Annotated in this window: 19 protein-coding genes; 10 read left to right on the plus strand and 9 right to left on the minus strand. The window is 60.6% G+C overall.

Features of this window, described 5'->3' with window-relative positions; all coding sequences use genetic code 11:
• The first annotated feature begins 131 nt into the window (after positions 1 to 131).
• Both Q1K31_RS11145 and Q1K31_RS11150 read left to right on the plus strand, forming a co-directional pair.
• Positions 132 to 374 (plus strand): hypothetical protein, encoded by a 243-nt coding sequence (locus tag Q1K31_RS11145; protein ID WP_300379390.1) that lies wholly within the window; start codon positions 132 to 134, stop codon positions 372 to 374.
• 239 nt (positions 375 to 613) lie between these two features.
• The gene (locus Q1K31_RS11150; protein ID WP_300379391.1) at positions 614 to 1246 is read left to right on the plus strand and encodes a hypothetical protein; all 633 of its coding nucleotides are present in this window, start codon (positions 614 to 616) and stop codon (positions 1244 to 1246) included.
• Positions 1247 to 1379: 133 nt separating this feature from the next.
• Here the strand turns inward: Q1K31_RS11150 and Q1K31_RS11155 are convergent, their stop codons facing one another.
• Positions 1380 to 2123, minus strand: a complete 744-nt coding sequence (locus tag Q1K31_RS11155) for a pyridoxine 5'-phosphate synthase (RefSeq protein WP_300379393.1) — start codon at positions 2121 to 2123, stop codon at positions 1380 to 1382.
• A gap of 148 nt (positions 2124 to 2271) precedes the next feature.
• Between Q1K31_RS11155 and Q1K31_RS11160 the strand changes: the two genes are divergently transcribed.
• Positions 2272 to 2841 (plus strand): carboxymuconolactone decarboxylase family protein, encoded by a 570-nt coding sequence (locus Q1K31_RS11160; protein ID WP_300379395.1) that lies wholly within the window; start codon positions 2272 to 2274, stop codon positions 2839 to 2841.
• On the opposite strand, the gene Q1K31_RS11165 is transcribed toward Q1K31_RS11160, so the two are convergent.
• Positions 2838 to 3161: a hypothetical protein gene (locus Q1K31_RS11165; protein ID WP_300379397.1), complete on the minus strand. Its 324-nt coding sequence runs from the start codon at positions 3159 to 3161 to the stop codon at positions 2838 to 2840. The genes Q1K31_RS11160 and Q1K31_RS11165 overlap by 4 nt on opposite strands.
• Before the next feature lie 88 nt (positions 3162 to 3249).
• Positions 3250 to 4827: an ABC-F family ATP-binding cassette domain-containing protein gene (locus Q1K31_RS11170; protein WP_300379399.1), complete on the minus strand. Its 1578-nt coding sequence runs from the start codon at positions 4825 to 4827 to the stop codon at positions 3250 to 3252.
• A 186-nt stretch (positions 4828 to 5013) separates the two neighbouring features.
• Between Q1K31_RS11170 and Q1K31_RS11175 the strand changes: the two genes are divergently transcribed.
• On the plus strand, positions 5014 to 6309 hold the full coding sequence (locus Q1K31_RS11175; protein ID WP_300379401.1) for an NADH:flavin oxidoreductase/NADH oxidase family protein: 1296 nt from the start codon (positions 5014 to 5016) through the stop codon (positions 6307 to 6309).
• A 26-nt stretch (positions 6310 to 6335) separates the two neighbouring features.
• On the opposite strand, the gene Q1K31_RS11180 is transcribed toward Q1K31_RS11175, so the two are convergent.
• Positions 6336 to 6755, minus strand: coding sequence for a hypothetical protein (locus tag Q1K31_RS11180; protein WP_300379403.1), 420 nt, complete (start codon positions 6753 to 6755; stop codon positions 6336 to 6338).
• Between the two features lie 54 nt (positions 6756 to 6809).
• The gene (locus Q1K31_RS11185) at positions 6810 to 7619 is read right to left on the minus strand and encodes an SDR family oxidoreductase (RefSeq protein ID WP_300379405.1); all 810 of its coding nucleotides are present in this window, start codon (positions 7617 to 7619) and stop codon (positions 6810 to 6812) included.
• Positions 7620 to 7842: 223 nt separating this feature from the next.
• Here Q1K31_RS11185 and Q1K31_RS11190 point away from each other — a divergent pair, with 223 nt between their 5' ends.
• The 3 genes from Q1K31_RS11190 (at position 7843) to Q1K31_RS11200 (ending at position 9880) form a co-directional block, all read left to right on the plus strand.
• Positions 7843 to 8862 carry a nitronate monooxygenase family protein gene (locus Q1K31_RS11190; RefSeq protein ID WP_300379407.1) on the plus strand — a complete coding sequence of 340 codons (1020 nt, stop codon included), beginning with the start codon at positions 7843 to 7845 and terminating at the stop codon, positions 8860 to 8862.
• 125 nt (positions 8863 to 8987) lie between these two features.
• Positions 8988 to 9416 carry a D-Ala-D-Ala carboxypeptidase family metallohydrolase gene (locus Q1K31_RS11195; protein ID WP_300379409.1) on the plus strand — a complete coding sequence of 143 codons (429 nt, stop codon included), beginning with the start codon at positions 8988 to 8990 and terminating at the stop codon, positions 9414 to 9416.
• Positions 9404 to 9880: a hypothetical protein gene (locus Q1K31_RS11200; RefSeq protein ID WP_300379411.1), complete on the plus strand. Its 477-nt coding sequence runs from the start codon at positions 9404 to 9406 to the stop codon at positions 9878 to 9880. Before Q1K31_RS11195 ends, Q1K31_RS11200 begins: the two co-directional genes overlap by 13 nt.
• A 74-nt stretch (positions 9881 to 9954) precedes the next feature.
• Here Q1K31_RS11200 and Q1K31_RS11205 read toward each other — a convergent pair whose 3' ends face one another.
• Positions 9955 to 12099, minus strand: coding sequence for a TonB-dependent receptor (locus tag Q1K31_RS11205; RefSeq protein WP_300379413.1), 2145 nt, complete (start codon positions 12097 to 12099; stop codon positions 9955 to 9957).
• Entirely contained in the window at positions 12065 to 12820 is a 756-nt protein-coding gene (locus Q1K31_RS11210) for a TonB-dependent siderophore receptor (protein WP_300379415.1), read from the minus strand. The genes Q1K31_RS11205 and Q1K31_RS11210 overlap by 35 nt, the downstream gene beginning before the upstream one ends.
• A gap of 278 nt (positions 12821 to 13098) precedes the next feature.
• On the opposite strand from Q1K31_RS11210, the gene Q1K31_RS11215 reads away from it, so the two are divergent.
• The 3 genes from Q1K31_RS11215 (at position 13099) to Q1K31_RS11225 (ending at position 17456) form a co-directional block, all read left to right on the plus strand.
• A complete protein-coding gene (locus tag Q1K31_RS11215) occupies positions 13099 to 15126 on the plus strand; it encodes a prolyl oligopeptidase family serine peptidase (RefSeq protein WP_300379417.1) in 2028 nt (675 codons plus the stop codon).
• 522 nt (positions 15127 to 15648) lie between these two features.
• Positions 15649 to 16032, plus strand: coding sequence for a plasmid mobilization relaxosome protein MobC (gene mobC, locus Q1K31_RS11220; RefSeq protein WP_293948682.1), 384 nt, complete (start codon positions 15649 to 15651; stop codon positions 16030 to 16032).
• Positions 16029 to 17456: a relaxase/mobilization nuclease domain-containing protein gene (locus Q1K31_RS11225; protein WP_300379419.1), complete on the plus strand. Its 1428-nt coding sequence runs from the start codon at positions 16029 to 16031 to the stop codon at positions 17454 to 17456. The genes mobC and Q1K31_RS11225 overlap by 4 nt, the downstream gene beginning before the upstream one ends.
• Before the next feature lie 6 nt (positions 17457 to 17462).
• Here Q1K31_RS11225 and Q1K31_RS11230 read toward each other — a convergent pair whose 3' ends face one another.
• Positions 17463 to 17747: a hypothetical protein gene (locus Q1K31_RS11230; RefSeq protein ID WP_300379421.1), complete on the minus strand. Its 285-nt coding sequence runs from the start codon at positions 17745 to 17747 to the stop codon at positions 17463 to 17465.
• Positions 17744 to 17992: a hypothetical protein gene (locus Q1K31_RS11235; protein ID WP_300379423.1), complete on the minus strand. Its 249-nt coding sequence runs from the start codon at positions 17990 to 17992 to the stop codon at positions 17744 to 17746. Before Q1K31_RS11235 ends, Q1K31_RS11230 begins: the two co-directional genes overlap by 4 nt.
• Between the last annotated feature and the right edge of the window lie 76 nt (positions 17993 to 18068).

Here is an 18068-nt window from a genome sequence, read left to right on the forward strand (position 1 = left end):
CTTGACGTGTGCGTCAACCCTTCCATTGCGTCACATGACTGCGTTTGCCGCAGTCGGCCACCTGCTACCCCTTGACCTCGCGGCCAAATAGCCTGCAAATGAGAACTATTCGCAATATCGGAGGCGCGAAGATGATTACAGGACATGGTTTGGGGCATGAGCAGGCAGACGGGGCTGCTGAGACGGGCTGTGCAAGGCCGGGCCGGGCGACAGGCCGGGCGCGGCTTCTCGACTGGGTCGAGAGCCAGTCCCGTGTGACGCGAATCTGGCTCGACGAGCTGATCGCCGAGGGTGACCCGAACGACATGGCCAGCATGATCCACAGGCAGGCCGCCTGGCTCGAGCTGATGCAGGACCGGCTGCGGAATCACTAGAATTTCCGACCGGACGACGGCGGTAAGGTTTTCCGTGTTTCCAACGGATGGATGCGGTTTCTGATGGTGTGACAGGGGTGTGAGGATGGTGTGACGACGGTCCGGAATTCGGGGGTCGCGATATGGCTGCGCATGATTTCTAAGCCATCCCGGTGTTTATCCACGGTGTTCACCGAGCGGGCATCGCAAGTCAGGCCAATTCATCCGACACCTTTGTGGCCCATGGCAGTCTCGCCGCGATGAGTGAACCGACTTTCCACACCGACCTGGCCAGCGTGCCCAAGGGCCGGATGATGACTGTGCGCATCATCGAGACCGCCTTGCGGGCGGGCGAAACCTATGTGCAGGCTGCACGCCGGGCGAAAGTCTCACTCAGCACCGCCAAACAGTGGGCAGCGGCGATGAAGGTGCGCAAATGCGACCTCGACGCCGAAACCGCCGAAAACCGGATCGCGCGCCATGCCGCCTGGGCGGTCGCGCTGGCCCAGCTTGGCCGTGTCGACGAGGCCGGGGCGTTCGAGCGCGATGCGCGCCAGCTGGAAACGGTCGTGCGCCGCCTTGATGAGCGGATCGCGGTCGCCCCGGATGTGCCTGATCCGCAAGCGCCTGCACGTGCGTTCCTCGCTCGTGTTTCCGGAACGCCGGAAGCAGGGCCTGAAGCCATCCCCGCCTGGACGGCCGTGGCGGCCTATTACCGCCAGCTTCAGGCGCTCGGCGCGCTCATATTTCAGGACGGACGGGCAGACTGGCCGGACGGTGTACCCGCGAAAGATGTGCCGGATACACCCGACTGGCTGCCCTGCGCGCCGTGGGCGGTCGAGGATGAAGCGATGTGGGAGGCCGAGGTGGGAGAGGCTTTCAGGACGTTGTGAAACCCATAAGGAATTGGCCGCAGACACCTGCGAAGGCAGGTGTCCAAAGCGTCAGATGAGCAAACCATGTGAGATCGCAGATTTCATACCTGGATACCTGCCTGCGCAGGTATCGGCGGTAAAAGTATTGGCCCTACACCGCCTGTCCGCAGGCGCGGCGGAAGCGGCGGACGGTTTCGGCCATACCATGGGTGAGGGCGTCGGCGGTCAGCCCGTGGCCGATGGAGACCTCTGCGAGGGCCGGTATGCGTGCGACAAGCGGGGCGAGATTGGCGACGGTGAGGTCGTGGCCGGCGTTCACATCCATGCCATGCGCGAAGGCGGCCTCGGCGGTGTCTGCCAGCGCATCCAGTTCGCGCGCGGTGGCCGCCTCATCGTCATGGGCAGCGCCATAGGGGCCGGTATAAAGCTCGATCCGGTCTGTGCCCGTCGCAGCCGCTGCCTCGACATGCGATGGGTCCGGATCGGCAAACAGGGAAACGCGCGCGCCGGTGCGCTTCAGCCGGGTGACGAGGGCTTCGAGTGTCGCGCCGTGGGCCTTGAAATCCCAGCCATGATCGGAGGTGGCCTGTGCGGGATCATCCGGCACGAGCGTCACCTGTTCGGGGCTAATCTCCTCGATCAGGGCGAGAAAATCCTCCGACGGATAACCCTCTATGTTGAATTCGCGGTCTGGAAACTCACTGTCGATCAGCGTGCGGATTGCGGGCAGGTCCGCGCGCCTTGTATGGCGCTCGTCCGGACGGGGATGGACGGTGAGGCCCGCCGCGCCGGCCTCGAGCGCGATCCGGCCAAGCCCGGTCACGCTCGGCCAGGGCAGGCCGCGCCGGTTACGCAGCAGCGCCACGGCGTTGAGGTTTACGGAAAGGTCTGTCATGCGGCCGCTCGCCCGGAGCCTGAGGTTGGAAGAAGCCGAACATGTAGGCGATGCAGGGGCGCGGTGCCAGTGGTCGTTTTTACACGATGCTTGCACCCAGCCTGTTGCCGCCTTCTATTGGGCGCAAGAGTTCAGGAGGAGATGCCATATGAGACTGTCGAAACCGCGAGTCGCCCCGCTCAGCGATGAAGAGATGGGCGAGGAACAGAAGGCGCTGCTGGGCGAGCGCTTCAAGGGCGGAAACGTCTTCAACATCTTCCGCACGCTGTCGCGCGCACCGAAAGCGTACAAGCGGTTCATGCTGTGGGGCGGCTATATCCTGTCAGACCATAACAGCCTGGCCCCGCGCGAGCGCGAGCTCGTCATCCTGCGCGCGGGTTTCAACTGGAAATCCGGTTATGAATGGGCCCAGCATGTGCGCATCGGCAAGGATTGCGGGCTCACCGATGAGGAGATCGAACGCATCAAGGCCGGGCCGGACGCGTCGGGGTGGAGCGAGCTGGATGCGGCACTCCTGCAAGCCACCGATGAGCTGACCGCCGACGCCTTCATCACGGACGCGACCTGGGCGCGGCTGTCCACACTGAGCGAGAAGCAGCGCATGGACCTCGTCATGACGGTCGGCCAGTACACGCAGGTCTCGATGATGCTGAACAGTTTCGGTATCCAGCTGGACGATGACCTGACGCTGGACCCGGATCTGGATGGGCGGAGTTAGTCTGAGGTCTGCTTCTGAGCACTTATGAGTTCGCGCAAGGCTTCATTCGTGCGCTCGGTTTTGGCGTTCAGGGCTTCAAGCGATTCGGCGACTTCGGAGATCGAGATCAGCAAAAGACCGGGTAGGGCGATAAACAGGACAATAATGGCATAGGTTACAAATGCGACCATGCCAGCCTTGTCATTGTCGAGACCCGGAAAGGCGTTGAGATAGACTTCACGAAACCCCGGGTGGAAGATGTCGAACAGGATCAATGCGGCAATGCCTACAGGAATGACAATTACCCAACCGGCCAAGCCTACAACTTGCGACGCTTTCATTATAACCCCTCCACCTGCCTGCCGTGCTATAAGCATAAACAGTCTATACCGGAAGCTGGTGTGATAGAAAAAGTTACTGGCAGCATGCTTATGCAAGTTCGATCCGCCGCTCCACACTGATCGCTTCAAGGAAGCGCTCATCATGGCTGATGGCGAGGATGGCGCCGTCATAGGCGGCAAGTGCAGCTTCCAGTAACTCCACGGCCTCGATGTCGAGATGGTTGGTGGGCTCATCCAGCAGAAGGAATTCCGGCGGCTCCGGCGCGGCGAAGGCAGCGGCGAGTCCGGCGCGCAGGCGTTCACCGCCAGACAGTGTGCCAGCCGGTTGCAAGGCGTCGTCACCCCGGAACGCGAAACGGGCAAGCTGGGTGCGGGCGTCATTGTCGTTGAGGCCGGGTGCGAGGGTTTTCATGTTGTCGATCAGCGAATGCAAGGGATCGAGCCGGGTGACATGCTGGTCGAGCAGGGCGATGCGCGATGTGTGAAGCGTGACATTGCCCGCGACAGCTTTGAGATTGCCCGTTATGAGCTTCAGCAGGGTCGACTTGCCCGAGCCATTCGGCCCGGCAATGGCGACACGTTCCGGACCGCGAATTTCAAACGACAGCGGACCGAACAGGGGCTGCTCCCCAAAGCCCATGACAACATCTGTCAGACTGACGAGACGGCGCGTGGCGGGCAGGTGACAGGCTGGCAGGTCAATCGAAAGCGGGGTGACGATCTCCAGCCTCGCCTCCGCCTCTGACAGGGCGGATTCGGCTTCGCCCAGCTGCCGGTGGGCAAGATGCTGGCCACGTGCCCCAGTGGCTTCGGCGCGCTCGGCGCGGGCATCGAGCAGGATCTTTGGCTGGTCGCCACGGGCACGAACGGCCCGACCGCGCGAGTCCGAGCGGGCCTTGCGCTCCTTGGCCTGCTGGACCTTGCGTTCGGTGGTTTTCAGCTTGTTGGCGGCGCGTTCGGCCTGGCTGGCGGCACGGGCGCGGGCAGCTTCCCTTGCTTCGGCAAATTCGCGCCAGCCGCCGCCGAAAAGCGTGCAGCCGACGGGCGTGAGTTCCACGATACGGTCGACATGTTCGAGCAGCGCGCGGTCATGACTGGCGACGAGGAGACCGCCGGGCCAACGCTCTATCAGTGTCATCACCGCGGCGCGTCCGTCCGCATCGAGATTGTTGGTCGGCTCATCGAGGAGGATGAGATCGGGTTCGGCCAGCAGCAGGCGCGCGAGGCCGGTGCGCGTACGTTCCCCGCCAGACAGCGTGGCAAGACGGCGATCGAGCGGCATGGCACCAAGCCCGGTCTCCGCGAGGGCTTTCTCCAGGCGGGATTCGAGCGTCCAGTCGGCGGCGTTGAAGTCTTCAGCGGTACCATCGCCGGCAGTGATGCGGGCAAGGCGAGCAAGCTCGTCAGAAATGTTCAGGGCTTCTGCGACCGTCAGGGCCGCATCAAAACGCTGCTCCAGCCGCGCGATGCGGCCTTGCGTGTGAAGTGTGCCACTGGCAGGCGATACATCTCCGGAAATGGCACGCAGCAGGGTGGACTTGCCACAGCCATTGCGGCCGACAAGGCCGATGCGTTCGGCGCCCACGGAGAGTGTCAGATTGTCAAAAAGGCCTTCGCCCTCAGGTGTTGCGAGGCAGAGATTGTCGAGTGTGAGATAGGCAGGCATGGAGGACCGTCCGGTCAGAATGGATGTTCGGCGCGAAGTCTTTGCGGGCGAAATCCATTGTGGGTCTCCATTGGCTGGCAGTTCGATATCCCTGATTATGCCGGCAGGGTTGCAAACACAAGTCTGGACGCAGGCGCGAAGCAGCGCCATCTTCCTTGTCAGGGATGCCGGGGAGGGCACAGCGACATGACAAGTCTACTCGAACAGCCGCTTGCGTTGCCTTGCGGAGCGGAGCTGCCGAACCGGCTGTGCAAGGCGGCGATGACCGAGCAGCTCGCCGAGGCAGGCGTGCACAGGGCGCATGAGGGTCATGTCCGGTTATACGAGGCATGGGGCGAAAGCGGCTGCGGGATGCTGCTCACCGGCAATGTCCAGATCGACCGGGCGCATCTGGAAGCGCCGGGCAATGTCGTCATCGACGGGCCACAGGATGCAGGCCAGATGGCGGCATTGGAAGCCTGGGCGAAGGCTGGCCAGCGCTACGGCGCGAAGATGTGGATGCAGATCAGCCATGCCGGGCGCCAGACGCCGAAACTGGTCAATCCGCAGCCTCTGGCGCCGTCTGATATCGGGCTGGCCCTGCCGGGCGGGCAGTTCGGTACGCCGAAGCCGATGAGCGAGGATGATATTCGCAATGTCATTGCGGGCTTTGCGCATACGGCGTCTGTCGCGCGGGAGGCAGGCTTTGACGGGGTGCAGATCCACGCCGCGCATGGCTATCTTCTGAGCCAGTTCCTCAATCCGCGGGCCAACCGGCGTGAGGATGACTGGGGCGGCGCGCTTCAGAACCGGGCGCGGCTTCTTCTGGAAACTGTCGATGCGGTGCGTGCGGCTGTGGGTGCGGGCTTCCCGGTCGGCGTGAAGCTGAATTCGGCCGACTTCCAGAAAGGCGGGTTCACGTTCGCGGAGTGCCGTCAGGTCGTGAAATGGCTGTCTGAGCGCCAGATCGACCTGCTGGAGGTTTCCGGTGGAAACTACGAACAGCCGAAACTGCTCGGTATTGACGGGCTGGAAGCGGCCGAGGCGCAGCCTGTGCGTGAGAGCACGAAGGCGCGCGAGGCCTTCTTCGCTGACTATGCCGGCGAGGTGCGGGAGGAAGCCTCCATGCCGGTGATGGCGACGGGCGGGTTCCGCTCGAAGCTGGCGATGGAAGAGGCGGTCTCTGGCGGTCTGGCTGACATGATCGGCATTGGCGCACCGCTCTGTACAGATCCGCGCGGTGTGGCGAAGCTGCTCTCAGGCGAGCGTGAGCGGCTGGAGAATTACTCCAAGACGATGCGGCTCGGCCCCGGCTTTCTCAGCCCGGACAGCGGAATCGGCCTCATCAAGATGGTCAATGCGCTGGGCCAGCAGGCCTGGAACTATCTTGCCCTTCTGGCGCTGTCGGAAGGCCGTGAGGTGCCGCAAGGCATGGGGCTTCTGAGCGCTTACATGAAGCACCAGAAGCGGCTGAAAGGGCAGGCGAAGGCGCTGAAGCACTGAACAGTGAGCCTTCGCCAGCCTGTTGTCTACGACTCCTGGTCGATCTTCACGTCATGCACGATGACAGTGTATTCGCTGAAGAACTGGCGGAAGCGCTCGATCATATCGTTCCGGCCTTCCTTGGCGGCTTCTGCGGTCTCGAAGCACTGCGAAGAGCTGCCATTCAATGAGACGCCGTACTGGTCACCGACAACATCGTAGAAAAGACTGCCGAGCGATGAGCGGTCGGAGGCTTCATCCGCGATGACGTTCGAGATGAAGTAGAGCATCGTCTTGTCTTCATCCGGGGCCTGCTGGCAGAGGCTTGGCTCGTCCACATCCGCGGCTTTCTGCTCGCACTGTGCGGTGATGAATACGTAGCCGTCGCTTTCGGTGCATTGCGCACTGGCTGTACCTGCGGCCAGTCCGGCTGCGACGAAAGCTGTTGTCGCGATGAGCGATTTCATAGGCGTCCCCTCTTATTTGCCTGCCTGCAAGCACACCGTATGGGACACCGGATTTCAACCCCGCATTCTGGCGATGACGGTACGCACGTCATACTCCTCATCGCCGTCATAGCGCGGCGCATGGGTTTCGAAGGCAGCTTCTACCGCGTCGATGCGTTCACGGATGCGGACCCTGTTATAGGCATGGCTGACGACGAAGCGTTCGCCAGCCCGGATCTGGGGATAGATGATCGCGGCGAATTCGTCGGTGTCCATCGCATACTGATTGACCTCCGGCGGATTGAGTTCGGAGGCGACCCAGCCGGGAAAGATGGTGCCGACGGTGACGTGATCCGGCATGTCCTCGCGGAAATTCTCCGTCAGCCCGAGGACGGCATGTTTCGAGGCGATATAAGCAGCCGCACCCGGCATGGCGCAGAAGAATGAGTTCTCAGAGCCGGTATTGTAGATCATCGAGGGCGTGTCCTGGCTCGCCATGCGCGGGCCGAAGACAGCGCAGCCATGCCAGACGCCGAAGAAATTCACATCCATGACCCGGCGGGCTTCTGCCATGTCGACCTTGGGCAGCCGACCGGGCTTCTGGGCGACGCCGGCATTGTTTATCAGCACATCGCAGCGGGCATGTTCGCGCCAGACGAAATCGGCCAGTGCCTCGACGCTTTCAAGCTGAGCGACATCACAGACGTACCAGCGCGCATCGATGCCGTCTGAGCTGAGTGCCTCGCACGCTTCTTTCAGCCGGTGTTCGCGCGGCTCCGCAAGGACGAGCTTTGCCCCTTCGGCGCCAAACTGTTTCGCCAGTGCGAAGCCGATGCCTGTTGCGCCGCCGGTGATCACGACGACCTTGTCTTTCATGTCCATCATGGCGAATGCCTCCCTTGTGGCCTATGCCCACACCCATACGAGCGTGAAACGCGCGCGCAGGCTTCACAATGGGCTGTTTCAAAATAAGCGTGCGGGTTTTGCTCACCATCTGCGGGGCGCGGGCTCCAGTCGAGGTATCATCCCGCAACGTCACATCTTGCCGCGCGGGCCTGTACAGTTAATTTCGACCGGGAAGACAACGCCATTTTGAAGGATACCGTCCATGGCCCTGCCGCCCGTGTTCCAGAACCTGCGCCTGCCCGTTATCGGCTCGCCGCTTTTCATCATTTCCAATCCTGAACTGGTGATCGCCCAGTGCAAGGCAGGGATTATCGGCTCGTTCCCCTCGCTGAATGCGCGCCCGCTCAGCCAGCTGGACGAGTGGCTGGACCAGATCACGTCCGAACTGGACAGCTACAACAAGGCCAATCCGGACCGTCCGGCTGCCCCCTTTGCGGTCAACCAGATCGTCCACAAGACGAACAACCGGCTCGATGACGACATGGAGCTGTGCGTGAAATACAAGGTGCCGCTGGTCATCACCTCGCTTGGCGCGCGCCAGGAAGTGAATGATGCGATCCACTCCTATGGCGGCATCGTCATGCACGACATCATCAACGTCGTCTTCGCGCACAAGGCGCTTGAAAAGGGCGCCGACGGACTGATCGCGGTCTGCTCCGGTGCGGGTGGCCATGCCGGGACGCTTTCCCCGTTTGCCCTGATCCAGGAGATCCGGCAGTTCTTCGATGGGCCGCTGGCGCTGTCCGGCTCCATCGCACATGGCGGAGCGGTGGCGGCCGCACAGGCAATGGGCGCAGATCTTGGCTATATCGGTTCTGCCTTCATCTCGTGCGATGAGGCCAATGCGGTTGACGGTTACAAGGACATGATCGTCGACAGCAAGGCTGGGGACATCGTCTATTCGAACCTGTTCACCGGCGTGCATGGCAACTATCTCGCCCCCTCCATCGCACAGGCGGGACTCGACCCGAACGACCTGCCGCAAAGCGACCCGAGCGCGATGAATTTCGGCTCTGGCGGGAACCAGAAATCCAAGGCCTGGAAAGATATCTGGGGCTGCGGGCAGGGGATTGGCGCAATCGGGGAGCGTATGTCCACAGCTGCCTATATCGACCGGCTCGCCGAAGAATATGAGCAGGCCATCGGCGCGCTCGGCCAGCGCAAGGCCTTCGTGCCGGCAACAGCGCGGGCCAAGCAGAACCAGGCAGCCGGTATCGGGTGACAGGCTTGCGGGAACGCTTGCCCTATAAAAAGCCCGGCAGCGGCCAGTAGCCACACTTTGTAGATAAATCCGTCCCACAGCCCTGGGTGCCAGACATGATCCTTCTTCGTTGAAGGAGGATGCCCTTGCTGTTCAGGACGGTCGTCGAAGCCGAGAACGCGCTTTCCCGCCACTGGCGCTGGCCGCATTTTCGCGTGACGGAACTCGCCTGCCGGTGTGGCGGGCGGTTCTGCGGCGGGGAATACTGGCATGCGCCAGCCTTTCTGGAGGGCCTTGAGGCGATCCGGACAGAGCTCGGCGGGCCGCTGGTCATCAACTCGGGCCATCGCTGCCGGGGCTGGAATGCCGCGGTCGGCGGGGCGCCGCTCTCACAGCACAAGCAGGTGGCGGCCGATCTGAGGCTCGCCGGGCATGATCGTTTTGCCATGCTGGCGGCCGCAGGCCGGGCCGGGTTCACCGGCTTCGGACTGGCCGGGAGCTTCCTCCATGTCGACAGGCGGGCGCGGCCGGCGCGCTGGTTCTATCCGGGGAGTGAGCATTCATGGAAGAGATAACGGGGATTGCCGCGAGCGCGGCAGGTGGCGGGCTGTTCGGCCTGATCGGCACGGCGCTGGGGCGGCTGGCGGGCTATTTCGAGATGCGACAGGAACAGGCCCATGAGCGAGAACGCTGGGCGCATGAAACGGTGCTGATCGAGTTGCAGCAGGCCGCACGGGCGGCCGAAACGGAAGCCGAACTGGCGATCACAGAGACGGCGGGCAGCTGGGCCGGGCTGAAGGCGTCGATGCAGGCCGAAGCGGCGATTGGCGAGAGCTACCCTTGGGTCAATGCGGTGCGTGGGCTCACGCGGCCCGTGCTGACGCTTCTGCTGTGGGCGATTGCCGGCGGGATCTGGCTCGGTGCGGGTGAGGCGGCGCGTGGCTCGATCACGGAGACAGCGACCTTCGCGGCGACGGCGGCGACGCTCTGGTGGTTCGGCGACCGCAGTCCCCGGCGCGTGCGGGGCGGGGCGCCCTAGGCGGGCGGCAGGGATGAAAAAAGAAAAGGCGGGCACAGGGCCCGCCTCTTCCAGGATTGTATATCGCGTGAAGCCTAGAATTGCTTCTGGAGACGGGCGAAAGCGGCCCGGCCACGATAGCTGTACTGCGTACCGACCAGCGGGGTGTTGCCGCGACGGGTCGCTGCACCGCTGGAGACGTATGGGAACTGTTCGTCGAAGATGTTGCTGACACCGAGTGTAAGGCGCCAGTCATCTGCACGATACTGAACAGAAGCACCATGCTCGAAGTACGGCTCGGTGAACTGCTTGTAGTAGGTGTCTGGACGGCCACGGTAGGTAAAGAGCGAACCACCGTTAACAGCGTCGTTGGATGTCCGGCTAACGAAGTCCGTGAACCAGTTCAGGGTCCAGTCGCCTGTAACAAACTGGATACGCGAATTGGCAGTGAAGTCCGGCTGACCGATTTCACCATTGTCTTCGTCGACGTCGAAGTCCGTTCCACCGAACAGCAGGAACGAGTCTTCGAAGGTCCAGGTACCCTGGAGGTCGAAGATCAGGTCACCAAAGTCGAACTCGTGCTCGTAGCGAGTCGTGAGGTCGAGACCACGGGTGGTCTGGCTGTTGATGTTCACATAGCTGTCGTTGACCGTCAGGATTTGCTGGAAGGTCGGGCTATTCGGATCCAGGTCCCGCTCGAAGAGCGAGCAGAGCGGATCGTTCGGGAAGTTCGGCGAAGCGTAACAACCGCTCACAATCGAGCCGGAGCCAAGCTGAGCAATCTGGTCGTTCACTTCGATTTCGAAGTAATCGACTGCGATCGACAGGTTGGACCAGGTTGGCGTGTAGATTGCGCCTGCTGTGAACGCGTCAGACGTTTCTGCTTCCAGGACGTCTGCACCGCCACCTGTGGTGATCTGTGCCGAAGACCCGAACGGAACATAGTCGTTCGGAACCTGCGTCAAGCAGTTCTGACGGATGTTCGGGTTCTGAGGACCGCCGTCGGAGAAGTTACACGGATCGATTTCCAGCTGGCCGAGGAACGACGTCTGGTCGCCGAGGAACAGCTCATACAGGGCCGGTGTCCGGTAAGACGTACCATATGTACCACGAACGCGGACCGAAGGAGTAATCTGATAGTTCAGGCCAGCCTTGTAGACCGAGTCAGAACCATAGGAATCATACTCGAAGATACGGCCCGAGAAGTTCAGCGAAAGTTCTTCAGCAAACGGAAGACCTGCAAGAATCGGAACCTCAACTTCACCGAAGGCTTCCATGACGTTGTCGCTACCGGCAGTCACACCAGCGGAAGAAAGACCCCACTGATTGTTGTTTGCCGAGAAGAAGCCAGGTGTGTCTTCGAGTTCGTAGTCACGATACTCGACACCGAGAGCGACGCCCACATCACCTGCGGGGAGTTCGAAGACAGAACCGGTAACAACGCCGGAGAGCGTGAGCTGCTCATAGGTTGTCGTGCCGCTGTCGGTTTCGAACAGGAAGTCTTCCTGTGCCGACGTGAAGTTGCCGAAGATGAAGTCACGGGTGAAGTAGTTGATATCAACCGGGCAAGGGACGTAGGTGCCGCCGAGACCATTTTCCGCGAAATCCTGATCTTCGATGTACTGACAGCTGAAGCCGCCGTTTCCATCCGGAACATTGATTGCGCCGCCACCACGGATCGGGTCGACAACACGGTTCAGCGGAATGGTATCGCGGTTGTAGTCGGCGTCTGAATAGGAGTAGACAGCCGAGGTTTCCCAGGTCCAGTCCTGCAGGAAGCCGGAATTTCCGAAATCGCCACGGAGCCCGGCAGTTGCCGAGTAGTAGTCGATGTCGACATCGGTGTTGAACGGAACCAGCGTGATCGGGCGCGAGAAAGCGACCGGGGTCGGGTTCGTCGGGTCCGTCGGGCCAACCCAAGGGAAGAACTGGCGGAAGCTCGTCTGTTCTGTCTGGCGGTTGGTGTAAAGGAAGTCACCGAAGAACTCTGCGAAGCCGAGATTGTAGTCTGCGGTTGCAAAGAGCGACAGGCGCTCTGTTTCCGGGATCACATCCGAGGCTTGCTGACGCGGGTCGTTTGACGGTGTTTCCGCAACACCGGCGTTGCCATCCGCCCGCGGACGGAATGCGCCAATGCTCGGGTCAAAGATTTGACGGCGTGCGCCATTGTTATCGTCAAATACGTTGGCCAGGGAGTTAAAGCATTTATAGGTGCCGGTCGCCGAGGGACAGGTCTTCAAGCTTCTGGTACTGGGCCGAAATCACGGCGCTGCCACGGTCGAAGTTGAAGCCGTAGGCACCATCGATCGTCCACTGTTCGCCACCGCCTTCATACGGAGCGTTGACGGAAACATTGAGTTCCGGACGGTCGAGCGAGCGGCGGGTGATCACGTTGACCACACCAGCAACAGCGTCGGAACCATAGATCGACGAAGCACCGTCCTTCAGGATTTCAACGCGCTGGACAGCGGCGGTCGGGATGACGTTGAGGTCAACCGCGCCAACCTGGCCCTGGACACCGGATGGGCCAAGACGACGACCGTTGAACACAACGAGCGTACGCTGGGCACCCAGGCCACGAAGCGAGACTGTGTTGACGCCTGTGCCGCCCTCGACGACAAAGCCGCCGAAGTTGCCGTTGATCTGTGTGGAGCCGGAAGCGACCGACTGCGACTGGATGATGTCTGCAGCGTCGATCAGGCCTTCTGCCGTCGCCGTCTCCGCGGTGACAACCTGGATCGGCGAAGTCGAGCTATACTCGTCACGACGCAGAAGCGAGCCGGTGACGACCACTTTCTGTTGGCGTGATTCTTCTTCTCCAGCGTCGGCTTCTTCGGTCGTGATGACCGGATCGTCCTGCTCGGTTTCGGTTTCCTGCGCGTATGCGATGCCGTTAAAGGCAAGTGCACCATAGGCTACGGTGCCGAGCGCAAGATACCGAAGGTCAAGTTTCTTTGACATTGATACCCCTCAAAAAAAGTTGGATTCAGTTTCCAAACTCCCGCCCTGAGTGCCGGGATTGCGCCATGGATGCACGCGTCATTACAATTTCGCAAACTGTTACTGCTGCAATTGCCCAACTCCTGCCATAGTGTGACATTTCCGCTACAAGTGGAGGATGCTGTGCCCCGGATCGGGCGAAAGCGGGGGTCATCCGTGCGCGATGCAAGCGTCGATTGACGGCAGCTTTTCAATCGGGGAGGTTAATAACAACACTGTAATGGAGGAAGCAGACGCTCATGAAACGTCTAGGTGTGCTACTTGGCGGCGCTATCGGGGTCGCCCTTACGGTTTCGGCCGACCCGATTTCACCGGATGACCTTGCAAAGGTTCCGAATATTTCGAGCATAAGCATGTCCGGAGACGGGACATACATGGTCGGTCTTATTGCGGAGCCAGGCTCTGATAATGAGAACCTGGCGCTGGCCAGCTGGGAGCTTCCCGAAAACATTGATACCTCCAAGCCGCTGACGCCATCGCGGATCACACCGCCGAATCGCAAGATGCGTTTCATGGGAATCCAGACGCTTCCGGGCGATAATGCGTTCGTCATAGGCCACCAGGCCTGGACCGGTCAGACCTTCTGTACTGAAGGTGGTGGTTTCGGCGCGACCAAGACCTTCGTTTACAAGGCCTATGTCGGCTCGAAGGAGCTGGATGATCTTGATGAGGGTATTGCCGGGCTTGGCACAGAGCGCATGGCCAACAAGCAGCTGGAACAGTGCCGGGATATCAATAATACCACTGCGATAACGAACAGCCTTCCCCTCAACGAGGATGAAGTGATCGTGCGCTACAACAACATTTCAAGCGGCGAGACCGAGTACTATCGGGTGAACATGCGTACGGGCGCGAAGTCGTTCATGTATAACGACTCCGGACGCCAGCAGATTCTCTATACAAACCCGCGTGATGGCAGGATTCTTGCCAAGCAGGGGATCGAGTCCGCCGGCGATGGCGACTGGCGCATCGAGACCTATATGCTCAACACGGAAACAGGCGGTTTCGAGCGTGAAGAGGCCCTCGATTATCTCGCCTCCAACCGCTATCAGATCGACATTACCGGCTATGATGAAGCGTCAGGCCGTTATTACATGGTCACGGACAAGTTTTCCGATAAGGCGGCGATCTATTTCTACGATCCGAAAACGAATGAATTCAGTAGCGATCCGGTCTTTGCTCATCCCGAGTTTTCCGCAACCAGCGTTGTTCTGGGCAGGAGTGAAGAACGCTGGAATCAGCCGCTCGGCTTCCGTTATGCGGCAGATGTCGTGGAGACGTACTGGCTGGACCCGGAAATCCGTTCCATCCAGGAAGGGCTTGAGCAGGCTTTCCCCGGCAAACATGTCAGGCTGAACGAGTGGACGGATGACATGAACCGCATCCTGTTCACGACGGAATCCTCAGACTCACCGCCGGTCTATTACCTGCTGGTCAACAAGTCTGAAGTGGCCGGCATCGGTGCCAGCAAGCCCTGGATCAACGAAGAGGATATCGGTGAGACGGAGCTCGTTTATTATGATGCCCGTGACGGACTTAGCATTCCCGGCCTGCTGAGCCTGCCGGAAGGTTATTCCAAGGAAGAGGACGGGCGCATCCCGGCCATCATCCTGCCGCATGGCGGCCCGTGGGCGCGTGACTATGCCGGCTGGGACCAGTCAGGCTGGATCCCGTTCCTGACATCGCGCGGCTATGCTGTGCTCCAGCCGCAGTACCGCGGTTCGACCGGCTGGGGCCGGGAACTCTGGTTCGCTGGCGACATGGAGTGGGGCCAGAAGATGCAGGACGACAAGGATGACGGGGCGCAATGGCTCGTCGACCAGGGCATTGCTGATCCCGAAAAGCTTGCAATCTTCGGCTATTCCTATGGTGGTTTCGCAGCATTCGCAGCGACGGTGCGGGAAGACAGCCCGTATCAGTGTGCGATTGCCGGGGCGGGCGTTTCCAATCTCCAGCTTTTCCGCCGTATCGTCAGCGAAAACCGGATTTCACGTATCGTTCAGGGTGAAACGCTGGACGGGATGGACCCGATCGAGAATACCGACAAGGCAAATATCCCGATCCTCGTCTATCATGGTGACCGTGATGTGCGGGTGCCGATCGAGGAGGGCCGCGGTTTCTACAATGCGGTAAAGGACAAGGTGAACGCGAAGTTCGTCCAGATCGACGACATGCCCCACAGCCTTCCCTGGTGGCCCGACCATCACCGTGAGTCGCTTAAGGCCATCGACAGTTGGCTCAAGAGCGATAACTGCAACAATTTCTAGGGCGCAGGCGTCCTGAACGAGAATGACAGAGGCCGCAGGCATTGCTTGCGGCCTTTTTTATCTCCGGTGACCTCGGTAAGCCGGTCAGGTTCCGGCGCGCTGCGCCATAGGGCAGCCCTGAGCGCGATCCATCGCGGAACAAGGTAAAGCGGAGATCAAGATAAACAAAGCCCCTGCCGGGGCATTCAAAACCTATTTTCGTGCCACTGGCACGAAAATTTAGGCAAAGCCGAACCGGGCAGCCTTGAGCCGCGCTCATCTCGAACACCAAACTTGATCCGGGGGACGCGGGAGCAAACTTAGGAATCGCGACCGCGTTCTGGCACCTGCCGGTGCATTCGCTCCCGAAAATCGATTCACTGGATCGATTTTTCCGGCTGCTCCGGATTGGTCGCGAATGGTGCACCTGAGTAGAGAAAGCTCGAACTATTTGTTCGAAGTGCTTTCTGAATGGAATCAGGTACTTGAGACAATCGACGACCCTGTGAACGATCTTGAAATAGACGTTCACAGGGAGGTTGGATGACGACAAAGACACCTCCCTTCTCCCTCAGACTGACTTTTGAAGAGCGCGCTAGGCTTGAAGAGCTGGCTGGCGACATGCCGCTTGGAGCGTATATCCGCCGCAAGGTCTTCGACGGTCAGGGGCTCAAGAAGAAACGTGCACGGGCGCGATCTCGTCGCCCGATCAAGGATGAACAGAAGCTGGCGCAGGTGCTCGCCATGCTTGGGCAATCAAGGATCGCAAACAATCTGAACCAGCTCGCCAAGATGGCCAATCTCGGCACGCTGCCCGTTCTCCCCGATACGGAACGCGACATTCGGCGCGCATGCGCCGACGTGGCGCTGATGCGGCGGGAGCTTCTTCGCGCGCTCGGCCATCGTACCGATGTGGAGCCGTCATGATCCTGAAAGGATCACAACGAAGCGGCGCAAAGCAGCTCGGGCTGCATCTCCTCAAGACCGAAGAAAACGAGCATGTAGAGCTGCACGATATTCGCGGCTTCATATCAGATGATGTCGTCGGCGCGCTCCGCGAAGCCGAAGCCATCGCAAAAGGCACAAAGTGCCGACAGTTCATGTTTTCGGTATCTCTGAATCCGCCTGAGCACGAGCGTGTCCACGTTCGTACCTTCGAAAAAGCACTGGAAGCCATCGAAGAGAAAAACGGCCTCACGGGCCAGCCGCGCGTCGTCGTCTTCCACGAGAAGGACGGACGGCGGCACTGTCATGCGGTATGGAGCCGGATCGATCCTGAGACGATGACCGCCAAGCCGATGTCGTTCTACAAGAACAAGCTGCGGGAGGTCTCGCGCCAGCTCTATCTTGAGAACGGCTGGCAGATGCCGCGCGGCCTGATCGACCCTAAGGACCGCGACCCCCGCAACTTCTCGCTTGATGAATGGCAGCAGGCCAAGCGGATCGGACGCCATGCGGGCGAACTGAAAGAACTGATACAGGAAGCCTGGGCGACTTCGGACTCAGCTCGCACCTTCGCGCACGCTCTCGAAGAGCGTGGCTTCTATTTGGCGCGCGGGGATCGGCGCGGCCATGTGGCTGTCACCTTCGAAGGTGAAGTCATTTCAATCTCACGCGCGACGGGCAAGAAAGCGAAAGAGCTGCACGCCCGTCTTGGAAAGCCCGACGCATTGAACAGCGTTGAGGAGACCCGCAAGCGCATTGCTGAAGATATTCTCCCGCGCATCAAATCGCATGTCGATGAAGCGCGCGGGTCAGCGCGCGCCGAACTCGATCAACTGAATGCGCGCCGCATGGAGATGGCGAAGGCGCATGCCGAAGAACGCGCCAAGCTGGACGCAGGCCAGAAGACGCGGTTTGAAGCTGAAGCCCGCACAAGAGCGGATCGCTTCCGCAAGGGCATGATGGGCCTGTGGGATCGTCTGACAGGCAAGCGGGCTCAGCTCGAAAAACAAAACCAGCTCGAAGTGATATGGGCGCTGCGCCGCGATCAGGATCAGCGGCAAATGACGATCAACGCGCAACTGCGCGAGCGCGGCGATCTGCAAAAGGAAATAAATGCTGCGCGCACCAAACATGCCCAAGCCTTGCGCGCCCTGCATCACGATGCTGCCAACTATCGCCTGATGCGTCGTGGTGAAGAGCCCAAGGCAAAGACCGCCTTCGAGCGCCTGGACACACTGCGAGCGGAACCGAAAAAGCAGCCCGAGCGTCCACGCTTCGACAAGCTCAAAGAGCGCAAACCCGAGCGTCAAACCCGTTCCACCACGTCGGCGCAAGATCGTTTGCACAAACTCCGCGAGCAAAAAAGAGAAGGACCGTCCTATGACGGTCCTGATCTCGACCGATAGAAATCACTAGAACAATGAAAGCTGACGCGCGGCTTCTTCGCGCTTCTTCCATTGCGGGGTCTGCGCTTCGTGCTCAAGCCACGCGAGCACGTAGGCAACGGCCCCGCCATATTCGTCCGTGACATCGCTGTGCAGATAGTGCGAGCGATAGCCTGTCTCAGTGATGGGGATTATCCCATCGCCGATGACGTTGACTTCGATGTGGTCGAACGTCGACCACTGATGCCGATGATAGCTGACGCTTATCGCGACACCGCGCCAGTCGATCTGACTGGTGACGGGGGCGCTCATGAGCGCCCCGTGTCGTTTGCAGGTGAAGCCGTGTCTTCCAGCGGCTCGCGCAAGACGATGCGACCGCCGACAGGCAGGGATTCGAGCTGAAGCGTGTAGCCTTTGGCGTCCTTGTGCATCCACGCTGCGCCGACTTTGTTCCAGAAGGATTTGTCGCCTTTCTGGGTAACGTGCCACGCCAGAAACTCAGGGGCGCGAAACTCGCGTGTGCGCTCTTGCGCGGTTTGGGTGTTGTTGCGTGCCATGATTAATCTCCTTTGTTCGGGTTGGCTTGCTAACGCCCCCCGATAAGACCGAAGGCAAAGGATCGCCGTGTCATGT

The organism is Henriciella sp. (assembly GCF_029936995.1).
Taxonomy (GTDB): Bacteria; Pseudomonadota; Alphaproteobacteria; order Caulobacterales; family Hyphomonadaceae; genus Henriciella.